The organism is Deinococcus roseus (assembly GCF_014646895.1).
Taxonomy (GTDB): domain Bacteria; phylum Deinococcota; class Deinococci; order Deinococcales; family Deinococcaceae; genus Deinococcus_C; species Deinococcus_C roseus.
In genome coordinates this window covers 174,276-200,777 of the sequence record NZ_BMOD01000004.1, presented here as the reverse complement: position 1 = coordinate 200,777, position 26,502 = coordinate 174,276, and the positions used below count along the sequence as shown (strand labels likewise).

Genomic DNA, 26,502 nt, shown 5'->3' with positions numbered 1-26,502 from the left:
CACAAAGGGCCTTTTCGCAGGCTTCTAAACAAAAAACCTGCCACAGGGGCAGGTTCTGGTGAAAGGCTGAAGTGTTTTACTCGATGGTGTTGGCAGTGATCACCAGCATCAGCTGGGTTTCTTTGTCTTCCACAGTGGTGGATTTGAACAGGCTGCCAATCAGAGGAATGCTGGAGAGCACAGGAATGCCCTGGGTGTTTTCGGTTTTGCTGGTGCTCAGCAAGCCACCCAGCAGCACAGTGGAGCCAGACTTGAACGACAGCACGGTGGAAGCCTCATTGTTGGTGAGGTTGATCAGTGTGGGATCGGTGGGGGTGGAAGCAAAGCCCTTCACGCTGGCATTCACTTTCATGGTGATGGTGCCATCGTTGGAGACCTGCAGGTTGCTGATGCCCACATTGACCCCGTAGTCCAGGGTGCGCTCGGTTTTCTGGGTGCCGTTGCCCACGATGCTGACAATCAGGGTGCCCCCGGATTTCATGTTGGCAGGTTCGGTCTGGCCGCTTTGCAGGGTCAGGCTGCCGTCATCCACACGCTTGACCAGTCCCTGTTTTTCCAGGGCATCCAGGGTGGCTCCCAGGTTGAAGCCCACCAGACTGCTGGCTGCATTAAACACCGACTTGATGCCGCCACTGCCAAAGTTCAGTGTGGAGAAGTTGCCGAAAGGAGCGCTCCAGTTGAGACCCAGGCTGTTGGCAGCACTGTGGGTGATTTCCTGAATGCGAACCTGCACGTTCACCTGAGGCACGCGTTTGTCCAGGGCAGCAATGGCGTCAGAGATCTGGTTGAGCTGGCTCTGGGTGCCGCGCACAATCAGGGAGTTGGTGCGCACATCTGCGATGATTTCTGGAGCCTGACTGGAAACATCCTGGTTGTTGGTGTTGCTGTTGCTGGTGGGGCTGGAGAAGCCATCTCCAGCTGTGGTGCCCGTATTGGTGCTGGTGGTGGTGTTGGTGCCGGTGTTGCCATTCAACCCGGTGGTGGGGTTGAGGGCAGCAGGTGCCACAAAAGTCTGGGTCAGCACGGCCCGCAGGTCATCTGCCTTGGCATTGGAGAGGGGGAAGATCTGCTGGATCCGCACCACCGGGGCAGGCTGATCAGGAGCCACATCGACACTGGCCAACAAAGCTGTGATTTCTTCTTGCTGTTTGGCGGTGGCGGTGATGGACAGGCTCTGGGTGTTGCCCACCCGGTTGATCACCACACCAGGCACTTCGGCTTTCAGGAAAGCAATGATGTCAGCAGGAGCCAGTTTGGTGGTGTAGAAACGGCGCACCGTGGGCTCGGTGGGAGGAACCACAGGAGGTTCGACCACAGGGACAGGGGCGGGAGCGGGATCCACTGTGGCCAGCAATACCGTGATTTCTTCTTGCTGCTTGGCGGTGGCATTGATGGAGAGGGTGCGGGTGGTTCCGACCCGGTTGACCACCACACCAGGCAATTCAGCTTTCAGGAAAGCAATCACATCTTCTGGAGACATGTTGGCTGTGTAGAAGCGGCGCACCGTGGGTTCAGGGGCAACAACCACAGGAGGCTCAACCACAGGAGCAGGGGTGGGTGCAGGATCCACCGTGACCAGCAGAGCAGCAATTTCATCTTGCTGTTTGGCGGTGGCGGTGATGGAGAGGGTGCGGGTGGTTCCGACCCGGTTGATCACTGCTCCGGGCACTTCGGCTTTCAGGAAAGCAGCAATTTCATCCGCAGGAAGATTGGTGGCGTAGAAACGGCGCACGGTGGGCTCAGGAGCGGGGGGCGTCACCACCACAGGAGGTTCTACGGGAGGAACTGCAGCTGGAGCAATGTCCACCACGCTCAGCAGGCTGGCCACTTCTGCTTGTTGTTTTGCCGTTCCAGAGAGGGCAATCAGGCTGCTGCTGCCGAAACGGGTGACGGTGACATCTTTGGCTTCTGCCTGCAGAAACTTGATGACAGACTCAGGATCAGATTTGATGGTGTAAAACACACGCACCACAGGATCAGGAGCAGGAGCAGTGACCACCACGGGGGGCTCAACCACTGGAGCAGGAGGGGCAGGACGGAATTTGTCCACCACACTCTTGGGTCCCACCACCACAATGTCATTGCCCAGCAACTCATAATCCAGATCGTTGAGTTTGGTCAGCAGATCCCAGACTTCTCGGAAAGGCTTGTTGGCAATGTTGTAGTTGATGGTTTTGTCTGCAGGGATTCCATCGGTGACCACAGTCAGCCCCACTGAATTCCCCAGCGCCTGCAAAAGCGCCACCAGGTTGTTCACGCTGGTGCCTGTCTGTACCGTGACAGCAGCATCAAACCGTGATTCAGAGGGTAGGATTGGGGCCGCGAAGGCCACACCTGCCAGCAGACTTAAAACCAGGAGATTACGTTTTAACATCACTCACCGCCTATCCAGAGTCAGCTCCAGAGTCTCTTCTCCGAGCTGTAATGTGACTTGTTGTTGAGAAATAGACTTCACCAGAATGTCTGTTCCTGCCAGTTTTTGACCTGCTGCAGCCATCAGATAGCCATTTTTGCTGTTGAATATGGCTGTGCTGTTGGGACCAATGACCACAGAACTGAAGGCCAGTTGCAACTCATTGGCGGTTTTGAGCAATTCACTCTCTTTGGGAGGCGTGACGGGCTCATCGGGCTGCGGGGTGTCTTTTTGGGGCGGTGCAGGAATGACCAGTGAAGAAATCAGGACTGGCGTGGGTGCAGAAATCACTGTGGTGTTTTGCTCAGGAACTGCAAACCCTGTGCTGCTGGTTCCAGGCTGCACCACACTGGGGGCAGGCAGAGGAAGGGCTTTGATGGTGTTGCTGCCCCTGTTGGTGCCCGTGGTGCCCGTGGTGCCGTTGGTGCTGGGAGGGGTGATTTTGACAGGCTGTCCAGTGCTGGGCAAAACAATGGGAGGTGTGGTGGTGATTCCACCTGTGTTGGTGTTGCCGCTGGGCAGGGTGTTGGTGTTTGGAATGGTGATGGTGGGAGAAGTGTTGACAGGAATGGGTGTGGTGTTGAAATCCGGGATGGTCTGGGTGGGATTGACCGCTGTGGTGGTGTCAGGAACCAGTGTTGATGGAGGGATAGTGACAGGAATGAACGGGTTGGAGGTTCGATTTGAAGGTCCGACTCCAGCTTCTGTGTCAGGCCCCAACACCACATCAACTTCCCGATTGACAGTGGTCAGGAAGGGCAAATCTTTGACCACCAGAGGTTTGCCCGTTTGCACAGGACCAGTGTTGGGATCAACTGGAGGCAGGGGAGTGATGACTTCTGGATCTGGAGCAGGCTGCTGGTTGAGCACATAATAGGCACCGCCTCCTGCAACCGCCAGAAGTCCAACGATCACCCAGATCAGGGGTTGCGAGACGGGAGATTTGTTGACGGGTCCGGTCATGATGCGTTTCCTCCCTGAGGGGCAGGGGTTGCATTGGGGTCCTGAGGAGGAGTGGTTTGTTCTTGTTGCTGTTGCTGTTGTTGCAAGGCTCTGCTCACATCAAAGGTGTAAACCGTCATGGCCATCGTTACGGACAGTGGCGGGTTCTTGGCAGTGGCCTGGGTGACCTCTGTAAGTTTCAGGTCGATTTTGTTGATGGTGGAGAACCTTTGCAGGTCTTGAATGGCAGCAACAACATTGAGCAAGCCTGGGAAAGTGGTGTCCAGGGTCATGTTGACATTGACAGCCACCACACCAGCAGGAAGATCGGTCTGGGTGGATGCTGTGGGAGCAATGCTGTTCAGCGTGCTTCCCGAGTCAATGACAATCTGTCTCAGATCCTGCAGGAATTCCCCAAAGCGCAGGGTTTCAGGCAGCTCTTCAACAAAAGCCTGTTTGTCGGCTTCGAGCAGTTTGACATCTTCCATCAGCTGGGGAAGTCGGGCAGTTGCAGCTTTGGCCCGGGCCAGTTCCTGCTCTACACTCTCTTTGTCCAATTGCTTGTTGGCAATTTCATCTCCCTTGGGCTGGTACCACAAAAAATACCAGACCAGCACCAGCAATACGGATGCTGCAATAGAGATGAGGGCAATGTCTCTTTGTTTTAACTTCATTGCGTGGACCCCCCAGAAGTTGTGGTGGGTGTGGTGGTTCCCGATGGGGCGGGTGTTGTTGCGGGGGTGGTTCCAGGTGTTGTTTCAGTGGCACTGGCTTTGATCAGATTGACATTGACTGTGAAGTCATACTGATTGTTTTCTGCCTGTTTTTGTGCATTCTGAAACTGGATGGCAAAATCCTGACTGTCCTCAAAAGCTTTGACAAAGTCAATCAGGGCCTGGTTGGATTTGGCGATGCCCTGAATGGTCATGACTTTGCTGGAGGGTCGACCATCAAAAGCCACACCAGTGGCTGCTGTAGGCGTGCTGACCCCCAGACTGCTCAATGAGATGGTGGGGTTTGCAGAGCCTGTGGGAATCTGACTGACGAAGCGCTCCAGGTCTCCACGCCAATCGCTGGACAGGGCTTCCAGATTGCTGCGAACAGAGCTGTAAACACTGAGCTCGGCTTTCTGCCTCTCCAGTTGTTTCACGGTGTTCAGGGCTTCTTTGCGGGCCTCAAGGTCTGCACGCATGACTGTGAGGTCTTCAGTCAACTGGGCATCCTCATTTGTGCGCATGATGTGCATGGCCGCCACCACACCCAGGGTGATGACTGGCACAACAAATGCGGCCACCGTCCACAGGTTGGTTTCACGGTGCACCGCCAGTTCTTTTGGTAGCAGGTTGATCTTAATCAATGCCCTTCACCCCTCGAACCGCCAGGCCCAGTGCAACTGCAAATTCGGGACCGAATTCTTTCAGGTAGGCGGGATCAATTTTGGCGATTTTGGTGTTGGTGACCATCCAGGGATTGCCCACTTCCACGTAAAGACCCAGCGTGTCACTGATGGCCTGGGAAAGACCCACCAGTTTTGCTCCTCCTCCAGACAGGCACACCCGGTCAATCACGATGTCGCCTGCTTGAACCCGGTAAAATTCCAGGCTGCGGCGAATTTCGGTGAGCAGGTCGGCGAGCACAGGACGGATGGCATCGTAGACTTTGGCACTGGAGTAGGTGTCACTGCTGGTGTCGATGTCCAGCAGGTCTTCGTTGTCTTCGGTGGGGAGGGTGGCAGCTCCGTACTGGAGTTTCACATTCTCTGCAGAATAGAAATCCAGCTGGAAGGCTTTTTGCACAGCAGTGGTGAAGTCGTCGGCAGCAATGGAAATGTTGCGGGTCATCAGGAGCCGATCTCCGCGAACCAGTGCAATCACTGTGCTGGAAGCTCCGATGTCCAGCATCACGGCCACTTCACCCTGTTCGGAGTAGGTGCCTCCGGTGAGGGTGCTCTTGCTGAGGTGGCTGCCCATCAGGCTGCCCCTGAGTGCCCGCAAAGCTGCGAAGGGCTTCACATCAATGGCCACAGGCTCCAGACCAGCAAGCTTCAACACCTCGACATAACGGTAGATGATGTCTTTGGGAGCGGCTGCAATGACAATCTCCATCTGTCCAGTGTCATTCTGCACGTCTTTGGGGTTGTCCAGAAGATCATAATCCAGAACGACATCGTCTACAGCATAGGGGAGGTACCTTTCAGCTTCCCACTTGATGGATTCATCCAATTCCCGGCGGTCCATGACTGGCACAAAGATGTTGCGGGTGACGGCGGCTTGGTTGGGGATGGTGGTGATCACCTGCTTGGTCTTGATTTCGTGTTCACGAATCAAGCGGCGGATTTCTTCTGCGAGAGCTTTGGGCTCGAAAACCTGACCGTCTTGCATGGTTCCACTGGGGGTGGGGGTGCTGACTGCTTTGAGCAGGTCAGGCGGGGACCCTGGGTTCAGCTCGACGATTTTGATGGCGCTTGCACCGATCTCGAGTCCAATCGCATTCTTCCGCGACCATAGCTGATTGAAGAAATTTTGCACGCTACCTCCGGGATTTCTTTACCTTGATCTTAACACACTGTTACAAATTATGGAGTTTTTCACACCATTTCGGCAAGTTCTCACATCCGAGTCTTAAGATTACAGCTTTCTGGTCAACAAAAAGTCGTATAGACAGGACTTGAAAAAAGCGTTCCAGGCGTAAGCCCAGGTGTAGCCACTTTGTGCCTTGCTGGGAGAATTGTGCCATGAACCCGCAAGAAAATACACCTCTGCACCTGTTACAATTTGGGTGTTCAGAGGCCCTAAACCCAGTGCTGCATTCAAATAACCCCGCAAGCGAGAGGCTGTAAAAAGCAGGTTCTGTTCGGGTTTCAGGAGTTGCAAGCGGGCCTGGGCTTCGTTGCGTGGAAAATGTTTCACCAAAAGCCCAAAAGCCCGAAACCGCTCTTCTTGCAAAAGGCTGTCCTCCCAGGACATCTGGGCAATGCCCACCGTTCTGGAAAGGTTGCCAGTGATCCCACTGCTGCCATACAGCTGGGCATTTCGCAGGGCCATCACATCGGTAAAATCCCGCAATTTTCCTGCCAGTCCGTAGGCGCTGTCTGTGCCCGCCAGCTCGTTGTCCACCAGGCCTGCCAGGGCTGCAGGCGGAAAATGAAATGCTCTGGCAGCACGCAAAATGCCCACCCGTTCTGCAAGCACCTGTTGAACAGCCAGCCTCAGTGGAGCCTGATTTTCCAGAAAATTCCACAGGGCCTGGGGTGTTTTGAACGACCGGTTTTGTGCAGCATTGAGAAAATTGAGCCAGCCCATGGCCTGTTCCATGGCCACTTCTGGGCTGTTGAACACACTTCTGCGGCCAGCAGTGACATCCTGGTTGAGGATTTCTTTTTCCAGCAATTTCAACAGGGCAGAGGTTTTGGCTTTTCCCAGCGCATGTCTGGAAACCAGAAACAGCTTCCAATGCAGGGCCAGCAATTTGGTTTTGCGCTCTCCCGAAATCTGCAATTGATCAAGGTTGGCCTCAAAAGCCTGACCAGGCAACACATAATCCCGCAGCACATCTGGTCTGGGAATTCCTCCAGGCGCTTCCAGCAAGCTTGAGGCACTGCTGGTGGTCTGGCTGAGGGCACTGTCACGCAGGCTGGCAAAGTACCTTGAGACCCACCAGCTCACACTGGGGCTGAGGCTGAGCATCACCACCAGTGTCAAGGTGGTGACGTAGTACCTCCTTTTCAGCTTGCCAGAACCAGATGTGGCCATAGGGAACCATCAGGCATGATACCGGGTTTTTCGAGGAGAAGTACCCTTTTTTCTGAGTCGTCCCTTTTTCACCAGATGGCGCAGCAGGCGAGAAGTCTGCTGGACATCCAGACCCAGCACATGTCTCAGTTCGGCATTGCTGGTTCCATCAGGCCGTGAAGCCTTCTGCAACACCAGTCGCTCCAGATCCGGGTTGTTGATGTAACCTCTGGCAGGTTGCGTGGATGCAGGCACGGGTTTTGTCAGCGGGCCATTTGTAACGTTTGCTACAGGTGGCCTGGAAGGGGCTTGCATGCCTTCCAGTGATTGTGGAGGCATCTGTGCAGGTTGTGATCCACCAAGCAGGCTTCTGGAAGCCCTGGCAAGTTCATACAGGCTGGAACGGCCCCTGCCTGAACGCACAATCAACTCTTTTTCTTCCATCAGGTGCAAAAGACGCGCAATGCGGTCCTCAGGAAGTTGCAGGGCATTGGCCAGATCGGTTCGGTTGCCTTCTCCCATGCGGTGCAGAAAGCTCAGCACAATCAACATGTCCAGGCTGAAGGTCTGCATTTCTTCTTGTTTCTGGGCTACAAATTTCACGAAATTGGCATCAAAACCTGGATTGTGAATGCTGAGGGTGACAGCATCTTTGTAGCTGGTGAACTCTGGCGGTTCTTTGCCGTGTCTGAGCAGGAGCTGGTACATTTTGTCCACCCCCACCCCGGCCCTTTCCACATACCCCAGCTTGGCCAGTGCTTCAGCCAGAATGGGATTGCGGCGTTTGGGCTGGTGGCGCAGGATGTTTTCTGCGGTGATCCCGCCAGGAAGTCCGCCAGGATTGGAGATCTCCAGACGGTCCGGGTAATGGTGGATGTGCACGGTGTCCCTGAGCTGGTAGTCCCGGTGCATCAGGGCATTCAGGATGGCCTCACGGTAGACCACCTCGTCAAAGTCCCACACTTCAATGCGGAACAGGCCCACCTGCAATGGAGAAAAGCTGTTGCGCAACTGAATCAGGTCTCTGAGGCGTTCCACCATGGCTGGAAGCGGTTGCAGCAGGTCCTCCCGAAACGAGAACTCCACATCCCCTCTGGAGTGATGGTAGTAGCTGATCTCGGCCTGGGGAATCAGACGGCGCAGGGCCTGGGGGGTCCCGGCCATCAGGATGCCTGCCAGATTGGGTTTGAGGGTGCCATCTACATCAACCAGCAAATTGAGTTCCCTCAGGAAATCCATGTCTGCCAGTTGGCCCAGACCAGAAGCCCTGCCCTGCAGGCCTCGTCTTAAACGACCCACTTCCAGAGGATCAATGTCAGACAGGCTGCTCATGGGTGGAACAGTGGCCGTGAAATCAGGCTGGGCCTGCGGACTGCGGTCCCAGAGCCCTTCGATGGGAGAGAGCTTCAGGCCATCCCAGGCCAGTACCTCACCATCTCTGGAGGCCAGCAGGTATGGGGCCTGGGGCACATAAACCACCATCACTGCAGCTCCATAAGCCTGCTGGTGGTGGGCATTGACGCTCAGCTTCCCACTGGAAAGTTCAAAAATCGCATGGGTGATCTGCAAGGGATGGATGTCCGAAGCATCTTCCATGCGACCCCCAGCAGCCCCCACGATCAGCAAGCCCCCCCGCGCATTCGCAAGACCAATGGCATAGCGGGCCAGGGTGTCCGGTCCCACCTGGGTGCTCAGCAGGATGCGTTCAGGGGTGGCCCCTTCACGGATCAGTCTCTCCAGATTGTCGATCAACGTTTATCACCTGTGTGCGGCATGTAAGGGAACATCTTAGCTTCTGGGGTGGGGTTTGAACAGGGGCGGAAAAGTATGGGAAGGTCAGATGGATCACCCATCACCGTGTCAGGCCTCCCCACCACATCCTGATCAACAAAAGCGGTTCCAGCCACACCAGTGCCACCCGGTTTCCCGTGCCATAAAGCACTGCGTTTTGCTGAAAGTTTTTGCCCAGCCTGACGCTTGCTGCCAGAGAAATGTCCTGGATCAGAAAACCTGCTTCCTCCCAGTCGCCCTCTCCAGCCCTGTAACCATAAAAAAGGCAGCCCAGATTCTGGATGGCTTCAGACAAAGCTGCATTTCTCTGTTGATTGAGAGCAGCGGCAAGCTTCTGGCTGTGTGGATTGCAGGCTGTGACCATGGCCCACCGCTCTGGAAAATGCACAGGCACCGTTTCAGGTCTGTCTTTTAAACACAGCCTGTGACCCTGCAAGGTGTAAGGGCTACTCAGATACGTCTGAATCAGGGCTTGCACCTGTGCCGGACTCACTGTTTTCTGCATCTTCATCCTCAGGGGTGTCCACGCTGACCTTCATGACTTCCCGCAGCACACTGGTGGCAAAAGCCCCTTTGGGCAGGAAGAACCTCAGCCAGTAACCATCTTCGGTGGGTTCAAAATCAATGTCTGTAAACAGGCGGGTGATGCGGCGGTCTCCCAGTCTGGAACGGAAATCGTCCATGGAAAGGCCCAGTTCGGTCAGCACCTCCTGTTCCAGCAATCCAGCGTCCAGGGTGAGGGGTTTGATTTTGCGTCCCAGCAGGGTTCCGGTGGCAGACACCTCGCCACGCTGGGCCCTGGGGCTTTCTTCCAGGGATTCCACCAGAAACACACCGCCTGTGTCGTGTTTTTTGGCCATGTCTCCCAGGATCAGGCCATCGTAGATGCCCCGCTCAATGCGCCTGGAGAGGAAACCATTGAACACCAGAGATTGCACGCTGCTGATCAGGAATCGCCGGACGGGGGTGCTGGCCTTGCCTTTGAAATTCCTGCGGGCAATGTCCAGTCCCATCTCTGCATTTTTGCCTTGCAGCCCAAAACGCTGGGGGCCATAGTAGTTGGGAATCCCGATGGGTTTCAGGGCTTTCAGAATGGCCTGAACCTTGCTGGGATCGGCATCCCGCACCCGCACCGAAAACTGGTTTCCCTTCAGGTGCCCGATGCCCAGTTTGTTGTTGTGGCGGGTGGTTTCCAGAACGCGCACCCCTGGCAGGTCCAGCGTTTCAATCTGCCTCTCGTAACGGGCAGGCAAACTGATCCACTGGGTGGTGATGGCATGGCGGTCTTTCAGACCGGCAACCCCCACCTTGTCAAAGCGCACCCCCAGGGTTTCCCCCAGCATTTTGACCACGTGGTTGCTGTTCTGCCCAATTTTTTCGATGTGCAGGTACAGAAATTCACCCTCTCCAGAGAAGGGGTAGGCGGGCACTTCATCCACCTGAAAATCTGCGACTTCAGAACGGATGCGTCCTCCGGTGCCGTCCAGATGGCCCGTGACGTAGGCGAGATCATCCCAATTGAAAAGTAAGCTCATTGCGCTCTACACGTTAAAGGATTGCAGGTGGGTTTACCAACCACAAGACCCTGAGAGGTGTTCTGGCCTGGGCATCAACCTCTGAAAATCACTTTCCCATGAGAGGCTCTTTCCTGCGGAAACCCACAGAATCCATCTAGACATCTGATATGATTTACGCAACAATCTGGTCCCCGTTCACACAGACATACCCGGTTCAAAAAGGTCCATATAATGGCACCAGGATGGAATCGAGGGAGTTGCCGTGCTTCCTCGAAAACAGGGAGGAAACCCATGCACGATTCAGCAGCACACACCTTTCAACTTGAACCCTGGGGCATCACCGAGCCCCAATTTGATCCTCAAAAAAACCAGCTCTGTGAAACCCTGTTTGCCCTGGGCAATGGGTACATTGGTCAGCGGGCCACCTTTGAAGAAGGCCATTCAGGGCCAGCAGGAACCTCACGGGATGGCACCTTTTTAAATGGCTTTTACGATGTGGAACCCATCCACTACCCGGAAACGGCTTACGGACTGGCGAAACGCAACCAGTTCATGTTGAATGTGCCCAATGCAAAACGTGTGGAAATTCATCTGGAAGATGAAGTTCTGGATGTTTTCTCTGGAGAACTGCACAGCCATGAGCGCCATCTGGATTTTCGAGAAGGGGTCCTGCACCGCACCCTGGATTGGACTTCGCCAAAAGGTCGCAGGATCAAAGTGTACAGCAAGCGGCTGGTGTCTTTTGAACAGAAAAACCTTTTTGCCCTTTCCCTGGAAGTGACTGCCGTAAATTTTTCAGGACAGATCCGACTGGTGTCCAGTGTGGATGGAGAAGTCAGGCACATGGAAGCAGGAGATGACCCACGGGTGGGCTCACACGTCAGTGCACCTTCCCTGATCCTGCAGGAAGTGGTACAGGAAGTGGAATTTTCTGCGCTGATTCACCGGACCCGCAACAGTGGTTTTCTGCTGGTCAGTGCCATCAATCACCAGCTCCAGGCTGCAAATGCTTCCAGCACCCTGCAGCAAGAACAGGAGCGCTCTGAGCACCTCTTCACAGCAACCCTTGCCCAGGGCGAAACCATCGGCCTGCAAAAATATGGGGCTTACTGCACCTCAAGAGATCACCCTGAAGCAGAATTGTTGCCTCTGGCAAAAAACATCCTGCAGCAGGCAAAATCTGCTGGTTTTGAAGCCCTTGTGGAAGCCCAGAAATCCTACCTGCAAGCCTTCTGGGATGAGGCAGATGTGGACATTCAGGGAGACGCTGCCCTGCAGCAAGGCCTGCACTTCAACCAGTACCACCTGTTGCAAAGTGTGGGTCGGGATGGGCAGACCAACATTGCAGCCAAAGGGGTCACAGGGGAAGGCTACGAGGGGCATTACTTCTGGGACACCGAAATTTACGTGTTTCCAGTGTTCCTCTACACCAAACCTGAAATTGCCCGCAAGCTGCTGGAATACCGTTACCGGGGTCTGGACCACGCCAGAGAACGGGCCCGCCAGATGTCCCATCCCAAAGGTGCCCTGTACCCCTGGCGCACCATCGCGGGTGAAGAGTGCTCGGCATATTTTCCTGCAGGGACCGCCCAGTACCACATCAATGCAGATGTGGCCTATTCCGTGAAGCTCTACACAGAAGTCACCGGAGACGACTCTTTCCTGCTGGAAGGCGGAGCCGAAGTGGTGATGGAAACCGCCCGTCTGTGGATGGGCATTGGGGCCTACATTGAGCACAAAGGTGGAGCCTTCTGCATCAATGAGGTGACCGGACCCGATGAATACACCGCTCTGGTGAACAACAATTGCTACACCAACGCCATGGCGAAAATGCATCTGGGTTTTGCCAGTCAGGTGGCCCGCAAGCTGCAGGAAACTTCCCCTGATGCCTACCGGGAGCTGGCCCAGAAGATCGAACTGGACCCCCAGGAAGCCGACCACTGGCAACATGCAGCAGACCACATGTACCTGCCTAAAGACGAGAAACTGGGCATTCACCCCCAGGACGACACCTTCCTCTCCAAGGCCGTCTGGGACTTTGAGAACACCCCTACAGAGAATTACCCCCTGTTGCTGCACTACCACCCGCTGGTGATCTACCGGTATCAGGTCTGCAAACAGGCCGACGTGGTGCTGGCCCTGATGTTGCTGGGAGACCAGTTCACCTTAGAAGAGAAGAAAAAAGATTTCGATTACTACGAACCCATCACCACCCATGATTCTTCGCTGTCTTCCTGCATTTTCAGCATTGTGGCCAATGAAGTTGGGTACGCTCAGAAGGCCTACGACTACTTCATGGACACGGCCCGCATGGACCTCGACAACCAGCACGGCAACACCCAGCACGGCGTGCATACGGCAGCCATGGCCGGAAGCTGGATGGGTGTGGTGTACGGTTTCGCAGGCATGCGCGCTTATCAGGGCAAGCTGCACTTTAACCCCCGTTTGCCTGCCCAGTGGTCCCACTACCAGTTCAAAATCCATGTGCAAGGCCAGCTTTTGCAAATCCGGGTGGAAAAAGAACAGGTGGAATACACCTTGCTGAAAGGCCACACCCTTTCCTTGCAGCACGAGGGCAGAGAGATCACCCTGCAAAACGGTGAGACCCAGACCATCACCCAACAAGGAGAACAGGCATGACCTTCAAAGCAGTGATCTTCGATCTGGACGGCGTGATCACCGACACGGCCCACTACCACTATCTGGCCTGGAAACGCCTGGCAGAACAGGTGGGTGTGCCTTTCGATGAGGTGTTCAACGAGCGCCTCAAGGGTGTGGACCGCATGGGTTCTCTTAACCTGATCCTCTCACAGGGCAGGTTTGACCTCACTGAGGAAGAGAAAGTGGCTCTGGCCACACAGAAGAACACCCATTACCAGGAACTCATTGCAGAGATGACCCCAGAAGATTTGCTTCCTGGTGCAGTGCAGGCCCTGGATGAGGTGAGGCAGGCAGGTCTGAAAATCGGGCTGGCCTCGGTGAGCCGCAATGCCTTCACGGTGCTTTCCAGTCTGGGCATCACCGAAAAATTCGATTACATCGTGGATGCCAGCACCATTGCCAGAGGCAAACCCGACCCGGAAATTTTCCTGAAAGCTGCTGCAGAACTGGGTGTCACGCCCGAGGAATGCCTCGGCGTGGAGGATGCTGTGGCAGGCGTTGCCTCCATCAAATCTGCTGGGATGTACGCTGTAGGTGTGGGAGATCCACAGGTCCTCACCCAGGCAGACCGGGTGATTCCGGGTTTGCAGGATTTTTCCATTGCTGATTTTCTGGACTGAATTTCTGGGTTGATTTTACAGAAACCTGCAACTGAAAACATGCAAACAAACTTCGATCCATCTTCAAGACCTTCTGAACTTTCAGGAGGTTTTTCTTTTGCAGGATAGGCTGCATTTTCAGGGGGGCGATCCATCAGGGATGCAACCCCGAACCTATGGGGAAATCCCCTACAAAGCATTCCCAAAATGCCCCATGTGATTTTGCTGCTGTTGGCGCTACTCTGCAATAGTCTTGCGGTCATTTCTGGCATTTTTGATGCCAATCCTCTGTTTTGCCTGTTGTTTGTGCCTTGAACCTCACATCCCAATGTTTTGCCTTCTGAACGATTGAACCCAGACCTCTGGAATGGCCTTCTGGGCCAACAAAGCTGTTTTGCATCAAGGAGGACCCATGAAAACCTGGATCAAAGCCACACTGGCCCTGGCCTGCGGCGGAGTTGCCTTCGGTCTGCTCACGTCCCTGCAGACCGTGGAACCCCTGCAGCCTTACCCCCTGCCGTTCACTTCACAGGTCCCCGGTGACATCAATGTCAAGCAACTCAATGCCTTCAACCAGAAGCAGCAGTTTGACCAGGCCCAGCGCATGTTTGACATTTTTGCCTGGCAGGCCTTTGTGGGCCTCAACTGGCCTGCATTGCCCAATGGTCAGCCCGACCCCAGCCTGAAAATCGGTCAGTCCAGTCCCAACGGTGTGGTGTGGGAAAGCTGGAAACATGATTATCAGGTCTATACCGCCAATGGCCAGCCTCCTGTGCTGAATGCCATCAAGAACGGCAAAGATTCCCACACGGTCAAGAACACCGGAAACACCATGCCTGATGAAGTTGAAGAAGCCTTGCAGGCCTTCACAGGTCCACTGGTGGACAAAAACGGCAACTGGGTCACCTACGAGATCCGCATGAGCCCCAGAGAAGTGAATTATCTGGTGGACAATAACCTGTATTACGTGCAGGGACAGGTGGAATTCACTGGCAAAGGCAACACCATCTCTTTCCCTGCGGGGGTCTACAACGGAGACATTGGGGCCATTGAGGTGAAAGCCGCCTGGAGGATTCTGGACCCCAACACCGACGATGCCTCCCGATACTTCACCACCACCGGAGACATCTCCATCAACAACCCCACCCAGTTCAGCAAGCCTCTGGTGAAAAACGATGTGCTGCTGGGGCTGGTGGGCTTCCACATCTCTGCCAAAACGCAATATGCAAAGCAGTGGATCTGGGCCACCTTTGAGCATGTGGACAACCTGGAAGTGCCTCCTTTGCTTTACAAGGGGAAGCGCCTGATGCCTTCTTTCTACAACCCCAGCAACCAGACCCTCCCTGTGAACATTGAGCCTCCCCTCAATGCAGTGGTTCCCGGTCAGCCCATTGCAAGCGGTCAGTATTACAACGGCTGGGATCCCACCCTGGTTTACCAGCCCACCCAGGCTTTCCGCATGATTCCCATTCCCACCGACAAAGAGCAGTTGAACAGGCAGGTGCAGGCCGCGCTGGCCAAACTGGTGCCTGGAAACGTCTTCCAGTACTACAAGTTGATTGACACCCAGTGGCCCACCGACCCATCTGCGTTGCCCACACCAACCCTGCCTTTCGATGCAGGTGTGTTCCCCAACAGCGTCACCAACAAAGCCGGAGGTCTGGTGACCCCCACCTACCTGACCAACATCACCATGGAAACCTACTTTCAGGCTGGAAATGAACCTGCCTGGCACCAGATTGAAGGTTTCCCCCAGAGTGCTGACACCCAGATTTATGGCACCGAGAGTTGCACGGGCTGCCACTCCAGTGCAGGGGTGGCCATTGCTTACGATCCCAAGCAGGCCCTGAGCGGCACCAACCCGCTGTATGGCATTCCCCTGACCGGGGACTTCAGCTGGTTGTTGCAGCAAAAAGCCCAGATTCGCAAATGAAACCCTTGTAGCACTGAGGCTGGGCGGATTTCAGCCCAGTTCTCTGCAGAAGTTTAGAAGTCCTGTCTTTTCGAGGAGTGGCCTGTCTGGCACCCCCCGAAGGGCAATGCTGTTCTGCTTTCAAACTTTACCCCTGAGCTGCAGATCTGTTTCAGGTCTGCCTGTCGTCCCCATTCTGAAAGGTGGGGAAATCGACCCCTTGGAGAATCCCATGACCCAGTTGCTGAACAAACAGATGGAGCAGGTACAGAACACACAGGACCAGCAGGACAACAGCTACCCCTTTGTCACCGTGGACCAGTTCACCCCCAACCTCGGGTCGTGGCAACAACTTGGAGCCGTGAGCGGTTACACCCAGCAAGGAAACACCATCCAGCTGGTGATGACCCAGGGCCCTGGACCCTTGCTGTATTTTTACTCTCCCACCCTCTTTCGGGTGCGTTTTAACAGCTCTGGCAATTACAGCACGGACAATTCTTATGCTGTGGTGAACACCGATTTTGGATTTCAGGCCAGCAGTTTGCAGGTGCAGGACAATGGCTCCCAGATCACCATCCAGACTGGAGTGCTGGAAGTGGTGATCCAGAAAGGCAATTACGCCCTTTCGGTGTACCGCAGTGGTCAATTGATCCACCAGGACACCTCCAGTTACAACCTGGTTTACACCGGGGAGTGTGTGGCGAATTTCAAGGTGTATCCAGCCAATGCCATGTATTTTGGCTTTGGTGAAAAAGCAGGTGCCCAGCTGGCCAAAAACCAGTTCACCATGACCTTTTTCAACTTTGACAACTTCACCTATGCCACCAGTCCCCTGCCCGAAGGAGAGCAGCCTGGTCCCCTCAACCCCAGTGAATCGCTCTACAACTCGGTGCCCCTCCTGATTGAAGTGAATCCCAATCCCATCAATGAGCAGCAGGGTGCGCCTTATGCTTATGGGATTTTCTTCGACAATGTGGCGCAGTCTTACATCAACATCGGGGCCAGCGATTACTCCAACATGTACGGCAAGTATTACTTTGGTGCCCTGTATGGAGACCTGAATTACTACTTCATGGCAGGTTCTGTGGCTGCAGACATTGTGCAGCAGTACACCCAGTTGACCGGGACCGCTCCCATGCCCCCCAAATACGTGTTCGGGTACCATCAGGGCTGTTATGGGTACTACGACCAGTACCACGTGATGGCTGTGGCCAATGCTTACCGTGCTGCCCAGATTCCCTGTGACGGTCTGCACATCGATGTGGACTTCCAGAACAACTACCGCACCTTCACGCACTCAGATTTGAAATTCCCCGATGCCCAGGCCATGTTCTCTTACCTTGCCCTGATTGGCTTCAAGTGCAGCACCAACATCACCGCCCTGGTGGATGCCAACCCTTACGATGAAAACGGCCATACGGGTCCGGGTTCTGATCCTTACCTTGCCCTGGAAAGCGGTCTGGCAGAAGGGGTGTTCATCACCAATTCCCGTGCTGGACAGCCTGCCACCACCGATCTTTTTGTGGGCAACGAGAACTATGGCGTGAACACCGGCATCAATCCTTACCCTGCCCAGCCAGACACAGGCAGCGATGTGCTCGGGTCATACGGTTACTACCCGGACTTTGGTCGTCCTGAAGTGCAAGCGTGGTGGGGCAAGCAATACCAGAACCTCTTTGACATTGGCCTGCAGATGGTGTGGCAGGACATGACCGACCCGGCCCTTTCTCCTGGTGTGGACAACCCTGCCACCTACAAAACCTTCCCCGGAGATTTGATGATGACCTCCTTTGGTCAGCAGGTGCCCAATGCCAAAATTCACAACGCTTACGCCCTGCTGCTCAGCGAGGCGACTTATGAAGGGCTGGCCAAAATCCGGCCCACCCAGCGCAATTTCATCATTGCCCGTGGAGGATATGCAGGCATCCAGCGCTACGCAGGCCTCTGGACCGGGGATTCTGCCTCCAGCTGGGATTTCCTGAAGATCAACCTTCCAGAAGTCCTCAACCTGGGCCTGTCTGGTGTTCCGATTTCGGGCTGTGACATTGGCGGTTTTGCCAATGGCTCTGGCTCTGAAGGCGACTTCTATGTTGCCGATGGTCGGGCTTATGGCCAGATCACCAACTACGAACTGTTCACCCGCTGGATGACCCTGGGGGCTTTTCTGCCCTGGTACCGCAACCACTACGACGGTTACTCCAAAGGTTTCCAGGAACCTTACAACTATGGCGAGCCTGTGCCCAGCAATTGCCGCAAGTACATTGAAATCCGTTACCAGCTGATGCAGGTGTTCTATGATGCCATGTACCAGTGCACCCAGACAGGCTTGCCCATTGCACGTGCCCTGTTCCTGACCGACCCCCAGGACCAGAACGTTTACAACCACCTCAATGATCAATTCTTTGTGGGTCAGGATTTGCTGATTGCCCCCATCCTGTTCCAGGCAGAAACAGCAAGTCCACCCGTCAGCCCCACACGTGACATCTACCTGCCTGCAGGTTGGGACTGGTACCCCTACCAGAACAACGAGCAGCCCTTGCCTGCACCTGCATCAGGAGGGCAGACCATCAGCTACTACGCTCCGCTGGAGCAGGTCATGAACATTGTGCCCATTTACGTGCGCTCCGGGGCCATTCTGCCCAGCCGTCAGGTGGAACAGTGGGTGGGTCAACTGGAAGTGAACCCCCTGACCATCAGCATCTATCCTGGACCGGACCGCCAGTACACCCTGTACCTGGATGATGGCCTGACCACCCAGTACCAGACCGAGAGCGCCTACCGCCTGACGGAAATCAGCACCCAGATCTCGGGGAACCAGAAAACCATCAATGTGGTGCGCACCCACGACAACTACACCCCCAGTGAGCCTTACTTCTTTATGGCCCTTCTGAGCACCAGCAATCCCCAGTCGGTCACGGTGAATGGGCAGACCCTGAGCAACCTCACTTCCGGCAGTGGGGATCAGGCTGGAGCAGATGCCCTGTCCAGTTCCAAAGTGAATGCCTATTACTTCAATGTCGGTTTGCAAACGGCCTTCATCAAGGTCTATGACACCAGTGCAAACCTGCAGGTTGTTGCAACCTTCTGATCCTTAAACTTTCTTGCAAAAACGAAGACCCGGATTTCCGGGTCTTCGTTTTTGCTGGAGGGTTTACTGCGTTTATCAGTGGAATGGAAGGATTCTTTTGAATCCTTCCATTCCAAACAACATCAACCCTGGCAGCAACCTCTTATTCTTCTGTCAAAGGCTCTAATGTCTGGGGAGGTAAAGGCTCAGGGCAAAAACCAGGGCCACACCGACCAGGGCCAGAGCAGCGGCCCATCCCAGCGCCCTGTCTTTTCTTCCGAAAGCTTTGATGGACACCAGCAGGGCAGCCAGCAAAGGAACCAGCATCAAATAAAGCGCACTGTACAGGCTGATCTGGGGAAAAAGCACACCCAGCAGCAAAACAGCCAGACCAATGGTGTAGGCCACCGGGAAGTATTTTTCGGGCAGGATCTCTTTCATGGTCAGAACCAGTACTTCCAGAGCAAATTGAGGGCGGTGTAGATCAGCAGGATGGAGAAGAAGAGTTTCAGTTGCTGGGCAGGAATTTTTTGCTGCAAGCTGGCTCCCAGTCTGGCCCCCACCAGAATGCCCAGGGCAATGGCGCAGGCAATGCGGGCGTCCAGCAGTCCAGCCGACTGATACACCAGTGCGTTCCCTGTGGCGGTGATGCCCATGATGAAGGTGCTGGTGGCAATGGCTTCCCGGATGGGCAAACCCAGCAGCAGGTTCATCACCGGAACCTGCACTGTTCCCCCTCCAATGCCCAGCAGGCCTGCCATGATGCCAGCAAAACCCATGGCTGGAATCACGTAAGGGCTGGATTTGTCCCGTCCAGTCTCAATGCGTTTCATGCCCCGGATCAGGGTGAAGGCACTGTAGAGCAGCAGCAGGGCAAACACCAGGGCCACGTAAGCCGCAGGAAGCACCAGTCCCAGCACGCTCCCGATGGCCCCTCCGATCACGGTGTAGGGAGACAGCAGGTATCCCGTTCTGAGCTGGATCAGGTTGCGCTTCAGGTAGCCTGTTGTGGAGGCAATCCCCACAGCCAGCACCCCGATCTGGCTGATTGCTACAGCCTCCTGGATTTTGAGGTCATGGCCAAACCTGGGGGCAATGAATTCCAGTGCAGGAACCACCACCACACCTCCACCCAGACCCAGAATGGCCCCCAGCACTCCGGCCAGCAATCCAATGATGATGGCAGCAAGGGTCATCTCAGTATCCTGCCACCTGACCGTCGGTGCGTCCATCGCTGCCGCCCACCAGAACGCCATTTTTGGGGTCCCGCCAGATGATCTGTCCTCTGCCAAATGCGGAAGGATCTGGAACCAGGGTCACCTGATGCCCCATGTCCTGCAAAGCCTGGGCCACGTGTCTGGGCATGTGGGCTTCCAGCTGAACATTCAGGCCACTGGTCCACTGCCAGCGGGGAGCATCCAGAGCAACCTGCGGATTCATGTGGTAAGCAATGGTGTTCAGCACCATTTGCAGGTGTCCCTGGGGTTGCATGAAACCTCCCATCACCCCAAAAGGACCCAGTGGCTCACCGTCGCGGGTCAGAAAGCCTGGAATGATGGTGTGGTAAGGCCGTTTGCGCGGTTTCAGTTCGTTGGGATGTCCTGCAATCAGGTTGAAATTGTGTCCGCGGTTGTGCAGGGCAATGCCAGTGTTGGGCACCACCACACCACTGCCAAACCCCATGTAGTTGCTCTGAATGAAAGACACCATGTTCCCCTCGCTGTCTGCTGTGCACAGGTAAACCGTGCCATGGGAAGCGGGCTGGGCAGGTTCTGGCATACGAGCAGTATTGGAAATCAGGTTTCTGCGTTCTGCAGCGTGTTCCTCAGAGAGCAGCCTCTGAACCGGAACCTGCACATGCTCCATGTCTCCCAGGTGCTGGAAGGCATCTGCAAAAGCCAGTTTCAGGGCCTCGATTTGCAGGTGCAGTCCCTCGGGATCCTCGCGCTTCTTTGGCAGGTCAAAGCCTTTCAGGATGTTCAGGGCTTCCAGGGCCACCAGACCCTGACCATTGGGTGGGATCTCCCAGACTTCGTGCCCCTGGTATTCCACCGAGATGGGATCCACCCACTGGCTCTGGTGCAAAGCGAGGTCTTCCAGACGCAAAAAACCTCCGGTGTCCTTGGCAAAATGGTCGATCTTTTTGGCCAGGTCTCCAGAGTAAAAATCTTCGCTGTGGCTGTGGGCAATGGCTTCCAGGGTGCGGGCATGGGCCTCGCTCTGCCAGATTTGACCTGCTCTGGGCACAAAACCACCGGGCTGAAAAGTGCTGCTCCAGTGCTTGAATTCTTCATCCATCTGTCTGGAATAAACCCAGCTGGCCCTTTCCCAGTTGTGGGCCAGCACGGGGCTGAGGGGGTATCCAGTTCTGGCGTAATGGATGGCAGGGGCCAGCACCTGATGAAACGGCAAACGCCCAAACCGCTGATGCAGGTCTGCCCATGCTCTGGGTGCGCCTGGAACAGTGACAGGCACCCAGCCTTTTGCTGGAATTTCAGCAATGCCCATGCCCTGCAAAGCGTCTCTGGACAGCAGTCTGGGGGCACGGCCAGATCCGTTCAGGCCATGCAATTTTCCTTCCGTCCAGACCAGGGCAAAAGCGTCCCCACCGATGCCATTGCTGGTGGGCTCCAGCACTGTCAGGGCTGCGGCCACGGCCAGGGCAGCATCAATGGCATTTCCCCCCTCCCGGAGAAGGTGAAGACCCGCCTGGGCTGCCAGGGGTTGTGAGGTCGCCACCATCCCCTGTGAGGCGTAAACAGGCTGTCTGAAAGGCGAGTAAGGGTTCAGCATGCCTGACTTTAACATTTGAAAGTGCCCTGCAATGCGACAGGCAGCCCTGAATTCCTGCACATCCAGTGTGTTTCCAGTCCAATTCCAGTACATTGATGGGCATGCAACCCACCATCCTGATCACTGGAGCCACTGGCGGCATCGGTCTGGAAGTCGCCCGCACCCTCAAGCATGCCCATCTGGTGCTGCTGGGCAGAAATCCACAGAAACTGGAAGCCCTGCAAGAGGAATTTCCAGAAGCCCACATCCAGGCCTTGCCCCTCACGGATGAAGTTGCTGTCACTGCCCTGATGAAAGGGCTCCCGCGAGTTGATGCTGTGGTGCATTGTGCTGGAGAGGTGGTGCTGTCCAGCATTGCAGAGAGCAACCTGGAAGACTGGGAGAGCATGTTTCAGAGCAATGTGTTGACCGCCCTGGCCCTCACCCGTGCGGCCTTGCCAAAATTGCGTGAAGCCAGAGGCAAAGTGGTTTTTGTGAACTCCGGGGCAGGTTTAAGGGCCAATGCCCAGTGGGGAGGTTACGCTGCCAGCAAGTTTGCCCTCAAAGCCCTGGCAGATGCCCTCAGGCTGGAAGAACCCCGGGTTTCGGTGACCACGGTTTATCCGGGCAGAACCGCCACAGACATGCAAAAACAGGTGCGCAGCATGGAGCATGCTGTTTATGATCCGGAGAAATATGTGCGTGCCTCAGATGTGGCAGCGGCCATCAAAATGGTGCTGGACATGCAGCATCCCAGTGTGCTGGAAGAACTCTCCATCCGCCCGGCCAGCTCCTGAAGGTGAAATGACCCTATTCCTGCTGCCCTGAACTGCCTATACTGCAATCAAATGCTTGACACGCTGGGCCGCCCCTTGAAAGACCTGAGAATTTCGGTGACAGACCGCTGCAACATGCGTTGCGCCTACTGCATGCCAAAAGAGGTTTTCGGGCCAGATTATGCTTTTCTGCCCCAGAAGGAACTCCTCAGCTTCGAGGAAATCGAACGGGTGGCAAGGCTTTTTGTGCAGCTGGGGGTGAGCAAACTGCGCCTTACAGGAGGAGAACCCCTGCTGCGCAAAGGGCTTCCTGATCTGGTTGCAAGGCTTTCTGCCCTTGAAGGTGTGGAGGACATCGCCCTGACCACCAACGGCCTGCTCCTCCCTCAACTGGCCCGACCCCTCAAAGAAGCAGGTCTGAAGCGGGTCACCATCAGCCTGGATGCCCTTGACGATGAGACTTTTGGACGCATGAATGGCCTGAACATCAAAGTCGAACGGGTTTTGCAAGGCATTCAGGCTGCCGAGGAGGCGGGTTTTGAGCTGATCAAAATCAACTCGGTGATCAAGAAAAGCGAAAACTTGCATGCGGTGCTGGATCTGGCAGAGCATTTCCGGGGAACGCCCCACACCCTCAGGTTCATTGAGTTCATGGATGTGGGCAACCACAACCACTGGGACATGAAAGACGTGCTTCCCAGCCGTGACATTCTGGCCCTGATCCACGACAAACACCCGCTGGAACCCGTGAACCCCAATTACAAGGGTGAAGTGGCAAAACGCTACAGGTACACGGACGGTCAGGGGGAAATTGGCTTCATCAGCAGCGTGACCGATGCCTTCTGTGGCACCTGCTCCAGGGCCCGCATTTCCAGCGATGGCCAGATTTACACCTGTCTGTTTGGCACCTTCGGGTATGACCTGAAAACCCCGCTCAGGGCAGGGGAGACCGATGATCAACTTCTGGAACGGATTGCAAAACTCTGGTCCCTCCGAGCAGACCGTTACTCTGAAGAACGGGCCGTCAAGCCCAGAGACCAGAAAATCGAAATGTCCCGCATCGGGGGGTAAAATTCACCCATCATGTTGAAACGTCCTCAATTGCGGGATTTTGTGTCTCATCTGGAAAAGACAGATCAGAACTGGGAGTGGCCCACGGTGGTTGTGGATGCCTCCATCAAACAGGTATGGGAGCTTTTTGATCGATTTGGTGCGTGTGTTTTTGATCATCAGCACCAGCATCTGAATCCCATCATGCTGGATTCCAGTTATTTTGGAGCAGGATTCAATGGTTTTTTAGATTGTCTGGTGTCTCTGTATGACCTTCACCTTGAGAAGATCACCATTGTTCACCATGATTTTCCTGTTCTGGAGGACGAGGACATGTACATTTATTTTGAGTGCCTGCAGGATTTTTGTTCAGCCTGGAGAGAAGGCAACATGAAAATTGAAATTGTCTTTCAAATGGATTGGCGAGAAGAAGTGGAGAGGATCCTCAAAAAGACAGAACTTATCTGACATGTCTTAAAAATCAGGCTTTCAGAATTCTGGGCAGCCAGTGTTCCAGATGGTCCATGCTGAGGTTCAGGATGCGGGTGGCGGGGGCAGGGTCGCCGGTGTTGCCTTCTTTGAGCATCAGGTACTGGTCTCTGGTGATGGGTGGATTTGGCAAAATCTGCATCATGGGGACAGCCAGATCCATCAGGAGAAGGGGCACATGAAACAGGGGTTTTCTGCGCTGCAGGGCATGAAGTTCCAGATCCAGCAGTTCCTGAAAGGTGTACTCTTTGGGTCCCACCAGTTGAAAAGTCTGGTTTTCGGTTCTGGGGTTTCTGAGGGCTTGCGTAAAGGCTGCAGCCACATCCCCAATCCAGATGGGCCTGAAAGGAAAATCCCCTTTGCCAATCACAGGAACCACAGGTGCAGCACTGACCAGGTCTTTCAGCACATTCCCGAAAAAGTCATCGCCAGGACCGAAAATCAGGCTGGGCTGGAAGATGGTGTAGGTCAGGCCACTGGCTTTGACCAGCGCTTCTGCTTGCCCTTTGGTGTCAAAGTATTTGCTTTTGTGTCCCTTGCTGGCCCCCAGAGCGCTCATGTGCAGGTAACGGGCACCGACCTGCTGGGCAGCTTTCAGCACATTTTCTGTTCCCTGGACGTGCACCTTCTGAAACTTCTGATCGCGGGTTTCCCGGATGATGCCCACCAGGTGGATGATGGCTTCTGGCTGCACCTCCTGAATGGTTTTCAGGGTTTCTCCTTCCTGGGTGACGTCCAGTTTGATGCCCTGCATGCCTTCCGGGGCTTTCCCTGAACGGGAAGCTGCCAGAACCTCATGGCCTGCCTGCTGCACTTCCTGCACGATGGCAGACCCGACAAAACCGCTGGCTCCGGTGATCAGGACTTTCATTGAACTTCCTGGATTCTGGGAGGAATCATCTGGTCTTTCAGCATGTCCAGGTTTTTCAGGGTGATCTGGCGGTAGCCGGTTTCGATCAGGCCTTCCTGTTTGAGGTCCATGATGATCTTGGAGACACTTTCACGGGTGCTGGAGGTGCCTTCTGCAATGAGTTCATGGGTGCAGCGCAGGTACAGCTCGTTTTCGTCGTTTTCTCCACCCAGGGGGGTGTCCACCAGTTCCAGCAGGTAGCGGATGACCCGTTCCCGCAGGTCACCGATTTGCAGGTGGTATTCATGCAGCATGGCCCTTCTGAGTTGATCGCTGAAAGACACCGCCACCTGACGCATCAGGTGCTCGTCCAGTTCATCAATCTGGAAAGCGGTGATGGTGCAGCGGGTGAGGGCTTCCACGCTGTGCTGGTAAGGATTGGCATCCAGGATTTCTTCGCCAAAGAAATCGCCGGGAAGGATGTGACGCACGGTGAGGGGACGGCCACGGGTGGTGACTTTCAGGATTCGCAACAGGCCTGTTTCGCACCTGTAGAATGATCTGGAGGGCTCTCCTTCTCTGTAGAGCACCTGCCCTCTTTTCAAACGCACTTTTTCGCTCATACAACCCCTTCCAGCATCTGGACCATCTGCTCAACGGCATGCAAGGTGTCTGCACCCAGGTATTTGCCTCCGAATTCTTCCGCCAGTGCTGGTTCTGCGTTGATCAGTGCCCCTCCCATGAACACTGGGATTTTGAGTTGTTTCAGGCTGCTGGCATGCAGTTTGAGGATGTCGGTGTTTGCGGCCAGGCCCACGCTGATCAGGATGCCATCTCCTTGGTGGTTGGTGGCGTAGTGGACCAGGTCATCCAGAGGTGTGTTGGCTCCGATGTAGTGCACCTGGACACCGCGTTTGCGCAGCAGCACGCTGATCATCAAAGGACCAATTTCGTGGTGTTCGCCTGGAGCGCAGGCCACAATGACCCTGGGTCCATCCAGGGGTTGTCCCAGCAAATCCAGCAGAATCTGGATTCTTCCTCGCAAGAAAGCAGTGGCCTGGTGCTCCTCAGCAACGGTGATGTGTCCCTGTGCCCACAATTCTCCCATACGGGTCAGGGTGGGTTCGATGATTTTCAGCAGCACATCTTCCACGGTGAAGGAGATGGAGGCATAATTGAGCAGCTGCAAAGCCCGGTTCTGGTCAGACTTCAGGCACACGTCCACCAGATCTTGAACAACCTTTGTGTGCTCACCGGTCTGTGTTTCTGAAGCTTCTGGGTTTTGCTGGCTTTTCAACAGCTCCACAGCCCGGCTGACTGTGACTCCATTTTCGATGTGGGCCTGAATGAATTGAATGCACTCCAGGTCGTTCTGGCTGTACAGCCGATATCCATTGGCTGCACGGCTGGGATTGGGAATGCCGTAACGCCTTTCCCATTGTCTGAGGGTGTTGGCTGCGATGCCAGCGCGTTCTTCGACTTCTGAGGCAGTGTACAGTGGAGTGGTTTTGTTCATGACCTTTCAGGGCCTCGCTTTGTATATTCTTTGTACAAGGTTATTGTACACGTTTCGGTGAGATGGAATACAACCCTGAGAAAAACATAAAAATGTGTCTGAAATCACTTTCTTTTTTTCGCAATTTAATATCCTCTATAAGCACTGAAAGCAGCCTGTTGGCTGTCCGCCAGTGAGTGACACAGGATGGTCCGGTAGTGTAGCGGTTAGCATAACTGCCTGTCACGCAGTAGGTCGCGGGTTCAAATCCCGTCCGGACCGCCAGAGAAGCCCCCGAGTTCAGGCTCGGGGGTTTGACTTGTGAGCAGCAGATCACAAGAAGCCCAGAGGAGTGGCAGCACACGGACATCTGTCTCTTCTCAAGTACACCACCCAGAGCTGACGAAAAGATGTAGAATGTTCGTTTGGGTGCCTTT

At 55.0% G+C, this 26,502-nt stretch carries 22 protein-coding genes and 1 tRNA gene; 8 read left to right on the top strand and 15 right to left on the bottom strand.

What is annotated here, in order from left to right:
• Nucleotides 1-76 precede the first annotated feature (76 nt).
• The 9 genes from IEY52_RS08070 to truD all read right to left on the bottom strand — a co-directional run bounded on the left by IEY52_RS08070 (nucleotide 77) and on the right by truD (nucleotide 10,412).
• The gene (locus IEY52_RS08070) at nucleotides 77-2,374 is read right to left on the bottom strand and encodes a type II secretion system protein GspD (RefSeq protein ID WP_189002161.1); all 2,298 of its coding nucleotides are present in this window, start codon (nucleotides 2,372-2,374) and stop codon (nucleotides 77-79) included.
• A gap of 3 nt (nucleotides 2,375-2,377) precedes the next feature.
• Nucleotides 2,378-3,376, bottom strand: coding sequence for a hypothetical protein (locus tag IEY52_RS08065; RefSeq protein ID WP_189002160.1), 999 nt, complete (start codon nucleotides 3,374-3,376; stop codon nucleotides 2,378-2,380).
• Nucleotides 3,373-4,029, bottom strand: coding sequence for a type IV pilus inner membrane component PilO (locus tag IEY52_RS08060; protein ID WP_189002159.1), 657 nt, complete (start codon nucleotides 4,027-4,029; stop codon nucleotides 3,373-3,375). Before IEY52_RS08060 ends, IEY52_RS08065 begins: the two co-directional genes overlap by 4 nt.
• Nucleotides 4,026-4,712, bottom strand: coding sequence for a PilN domain-containing protein (locus IEY52_RS08055; protein WP_189002158.1), 687 nt, complete (start codon nucleotides 4,710-4,712; stop codon nucleotides 4,026-4,028). Before IEY52_RS08055 ends, IEY52_RS08060 begins: the two co-directional genes overlap by 4 nt.
• Nucleotides 4,705-5,883, bottom strand: a complete 1,179-nt coding sequence (gene pilM / locus IEY52_RS08050; RefSeq protein ID WP_189002157.1) for a type IV pilus assembly protein PilM — start codon at nucleotides 5,881-5,883, stop codon at nucleotides 4,705-4,707. The genes IEY52_RS08055 and pilM overlap by 8 nt, the downstream gene beginning before the upstream one ends.
• Before the next feature lie 99 nt (nucleotides 5,884-5,982).
• A complete protein-coding gene (locus IEY52_RS08045; RefSeq protein ID WP_189002156.1) occupies nucleotides 5,983-7,107 on the bottom strand; it encodes a hypothetical protein in 1,125 nt (374 codons plus the stop codon).
• A gap of 9 nt (nucleotides 7,108-7,116) precedes the next feature.
• Complete coding sequence (locus IEY52_RS08040) at nucleotides 7,117-8,838, bottom strand: ATP-binding protein (RefSeq protein ID WP_308424999.1); 1,722 nt, start codon at nucleotides 8,836-8,838, stop codon at nucleotides 7,117-7,119.
• A 100-nt stretch (nucleotides 8,839-8,938) separates the two neighbouring features.
• Nucleotides 8,939-9,382, bottom strand: coding sequence for a DUF3293 domain-containing protein (locus IEY52_RS08035; RefSeq protein WP_189002155.1), 444 nt, complete (start codon nucleotides 9,380-9,382; stop codon nucleotides 8,939-8,941).
• Complete coding sequence (gene truD, locus IEY52_RS08030) at nucleotides 9,324-10,412, bottom strand: tRNA pseudouridine(13) synthase TruD (protein WP_189002154.1); 1,089 nt, start codon at nucleotides 10,410-10,412, stop codon at nucleotides 9,324-9,326. Before truD ends, IEY52_RS08035 begins: the two co-directional genes overlap by 59 nt.
• A 273-nt stretch (nucleotides 10,413-10,685) precedes the next feature.
• On the opposite strand from truD, the gene IEY52_RS08025 reads away from it, so the two are divergent.
• The 4 genes from IEY52_RS08025 (at nucleotide 10,686) to IEY52_RS08010 (ending at nucleotide 18,654) form a co-directional block, all read left to right on the top strand.
• Nucleotides 10,686-13,034, top strand: coding sequence for a glycoside hydrolase family 65 protein (locus IEY52_RS08025; RefSeq protein WP_189002153.1), 2,349 nt, complete (start codon nucleotides 10,686-10,688; stop codon nucleotides 13,032-13,034).
• Entirely contained in the window at nucleotides 13,031-13,675 is a 645-nt protein-coding gene (pgmB, locus tag IEY52_RS08020) for a beta-phosphoglucomutase (RefSeq protein ID WP_189002151.1), read from the top strand. The genes IEY52_RS08025 and pgmB overlap by 4 nt, the downstream gene beginning before the upstream one ends.
• 391 nt (nucleotides 13,676-14,066) lie before the next feature.
• The gene (locus IEY52_RS08015) at nucleotides 14,067-15,587 is read left to right on the top strand and encodes a hypothetical protein (protein ID WP_189002149.1); all 1,521 of its coding nucleotides are present in this window, start codon (nucleotides 14,067-14,069) and stop codon (nucleotides 15,585-15,587) included.
• Between the two features lie 211 nt (nucleotides 15,588-15,798).
• Entirely contained in the window at nucleotides 15,799-18,654 is a 2,856-nt protein-coding gene (locus tag IEY52_RS08010; RefSeq protein WP_229684684.1) for a glycoside hydrolase family 31 protein, read from the top strand.
• Between the two features lie 162 nt (nucleotides 18,655-18,816).
• On the opposite strand, the gene IEY52_RS08005 is transcribed toward IEY52_RS08010, so the two are convergent.
• Genes IEY52_RS08005 through IEY52_RS07995 form a run of 3 tightly spaced genes read right to left on the bottom strand, consistent with a single transcriptional unit; the run spans nucleotide 18,817 to nucleotide 21,426 of the window.
• A complete protein-coding gene (locus IEY52_RS08005; RefSeq protein ID WP_189002147.1) occupies nucleotides 18,817-19,074 on the bottom strand; it encodes a hypothetical protein in 258 nt (85 codons plus the stop codon).
• Nucleotides 19,075-19,076: 2 nt separating this feature from the next.
• Nucleotides 19,077-19,829, bottom strand: a complete 753-nt coding sequence (locus tag IEY52_RS08000) for a sulfite exporter TauE/SafE family protein (protein WP_189002145.1) — start codon at nucleotides 19,827-19,829, stop codon at nucleotides 19,077-19,079.
• Nucleotide 19,830: 1 nt separating this feature from the next.
• A complete protein-coding gene (locus tag IEY52_RS07995; protein WP_189002143.1) occupies nucleotides 19,831-21,426 on the bottom strand; it encodes a gamma-glutamyltransferase family protein in 1,596 nt (531 codons plus the stop codon).
• A 101-nt stretch (nucleotides 21,427-21,527) separates the two neighbouring features.
• Between IEY52_RS07995 and IEY52_RS07990 the strand changes: the two genes are divergently transcribed.
• Genes IEY52_RS07990 through IEY52_RS07980 form a run of 3 tightly spaced genes read left to right on the top strand, consistent with a single transcriptional unit; the run spans nucleotide 21,528 to nucleotide 23,699 of the window.
• Complete coding sequence (locus IEY52_RS07990; RefSeq protein ID WP_189002141.1) at nucleotides 21,528-22,202, top strand: SDR family oxidoreductase; 675 nt, start codon at nucleotides 21,528-21,530, stop codon at nucleotides 22,200-22,202.
• A gap of 51 nt (nucleotides 22,203-22,253) precedes the next feature.
• On the top strand, nucleotides 22,254-23,252 hold the full coding sequence (gene moaA, locus IEY52_RS07985) for a GTP 3',8-cyclase MoaA (protein WP_189002139.1): 999 nt from the start codon (nucleotides 22,254-22,256) through the stop codon (nucleotides 23,250-23,252).
• Between the two features lie 42 nt (nucleotides 23,253-23,294).
• On the top strand, nucleotides 23,295-23,699 hold the full coding sequence (locus IEY52_RS07980) for a barstar family protein (RefSeq protein WP_189002137.1): 405 nt from the start codon (nucleotides 23,295-23,297) through the stop codon (nucleotides 23,697-23,699).
• Between the two features lie 13 nt (nucleotides 23,700-23,712).
• Here the strand turns inward: IEY52_RS07980 and IEY52_RS07975 are convergent, their stop codons facing one another.
• From IEY52_RS07975 to IEY52_RS07965, 3 genes are read right to left on the bottom strand one after another with little or no spacing between them, the layout of a single operon-like run.
• Nucleotides 23,713-24,591, bottom strand: a complete 879-nt coding sequence (locus IEY52_RS07975; RefSeq protein ID WP_189002135.1) for a complex I NDUFA9 subunit family protein — start codon at nucleotides 24,589-24,591, stop codon at nucleotides 23,713-23,715.
• On the bottom strand, nucleotides 24,588-25,193 hold the full coding sequence (locus IEY52_RS07970) for a Crp/Fnr family transcriptional regulator (RefSeq protein ID WP_189002133.1): 606 nt from the start codon (nucleotides 25,191-25,193) through the stop codon (nucleotides 24,588-24,590). The genes IEY52_RS07975 and IEY52_RS07970 overlap by 4 nt, the downstream gene beginning before the upstream one ends.
• Entirely contained in the window at nucleotides 25,190-26,086 is an 897-nt protein-coding gene (locus IEY52_RS07965; RefSeq protein ID WP_189002131.1) for a MerR family transcriptional regulator, read from the bottom strand. Before IEY52_RS07965 ends, IEY52_RS07970 begins: the two co-directional genes overlap by 4 nt.
• A 188-nt stretch (nucleotides 26,087-26,274) precedes the next feature.
• On the opposite strand from IEY52_RS07965, the gene IEY52_RS07960 reads away from it, so the two are divergent.
• Nucleotides 26,275-26,350, top strand: a tRNA-Asp gene (locus IEY52_RS07960).
• The last annotated feature ends 152 nt before the right edge of the window (nucleotides 26,351-26,502 follow it).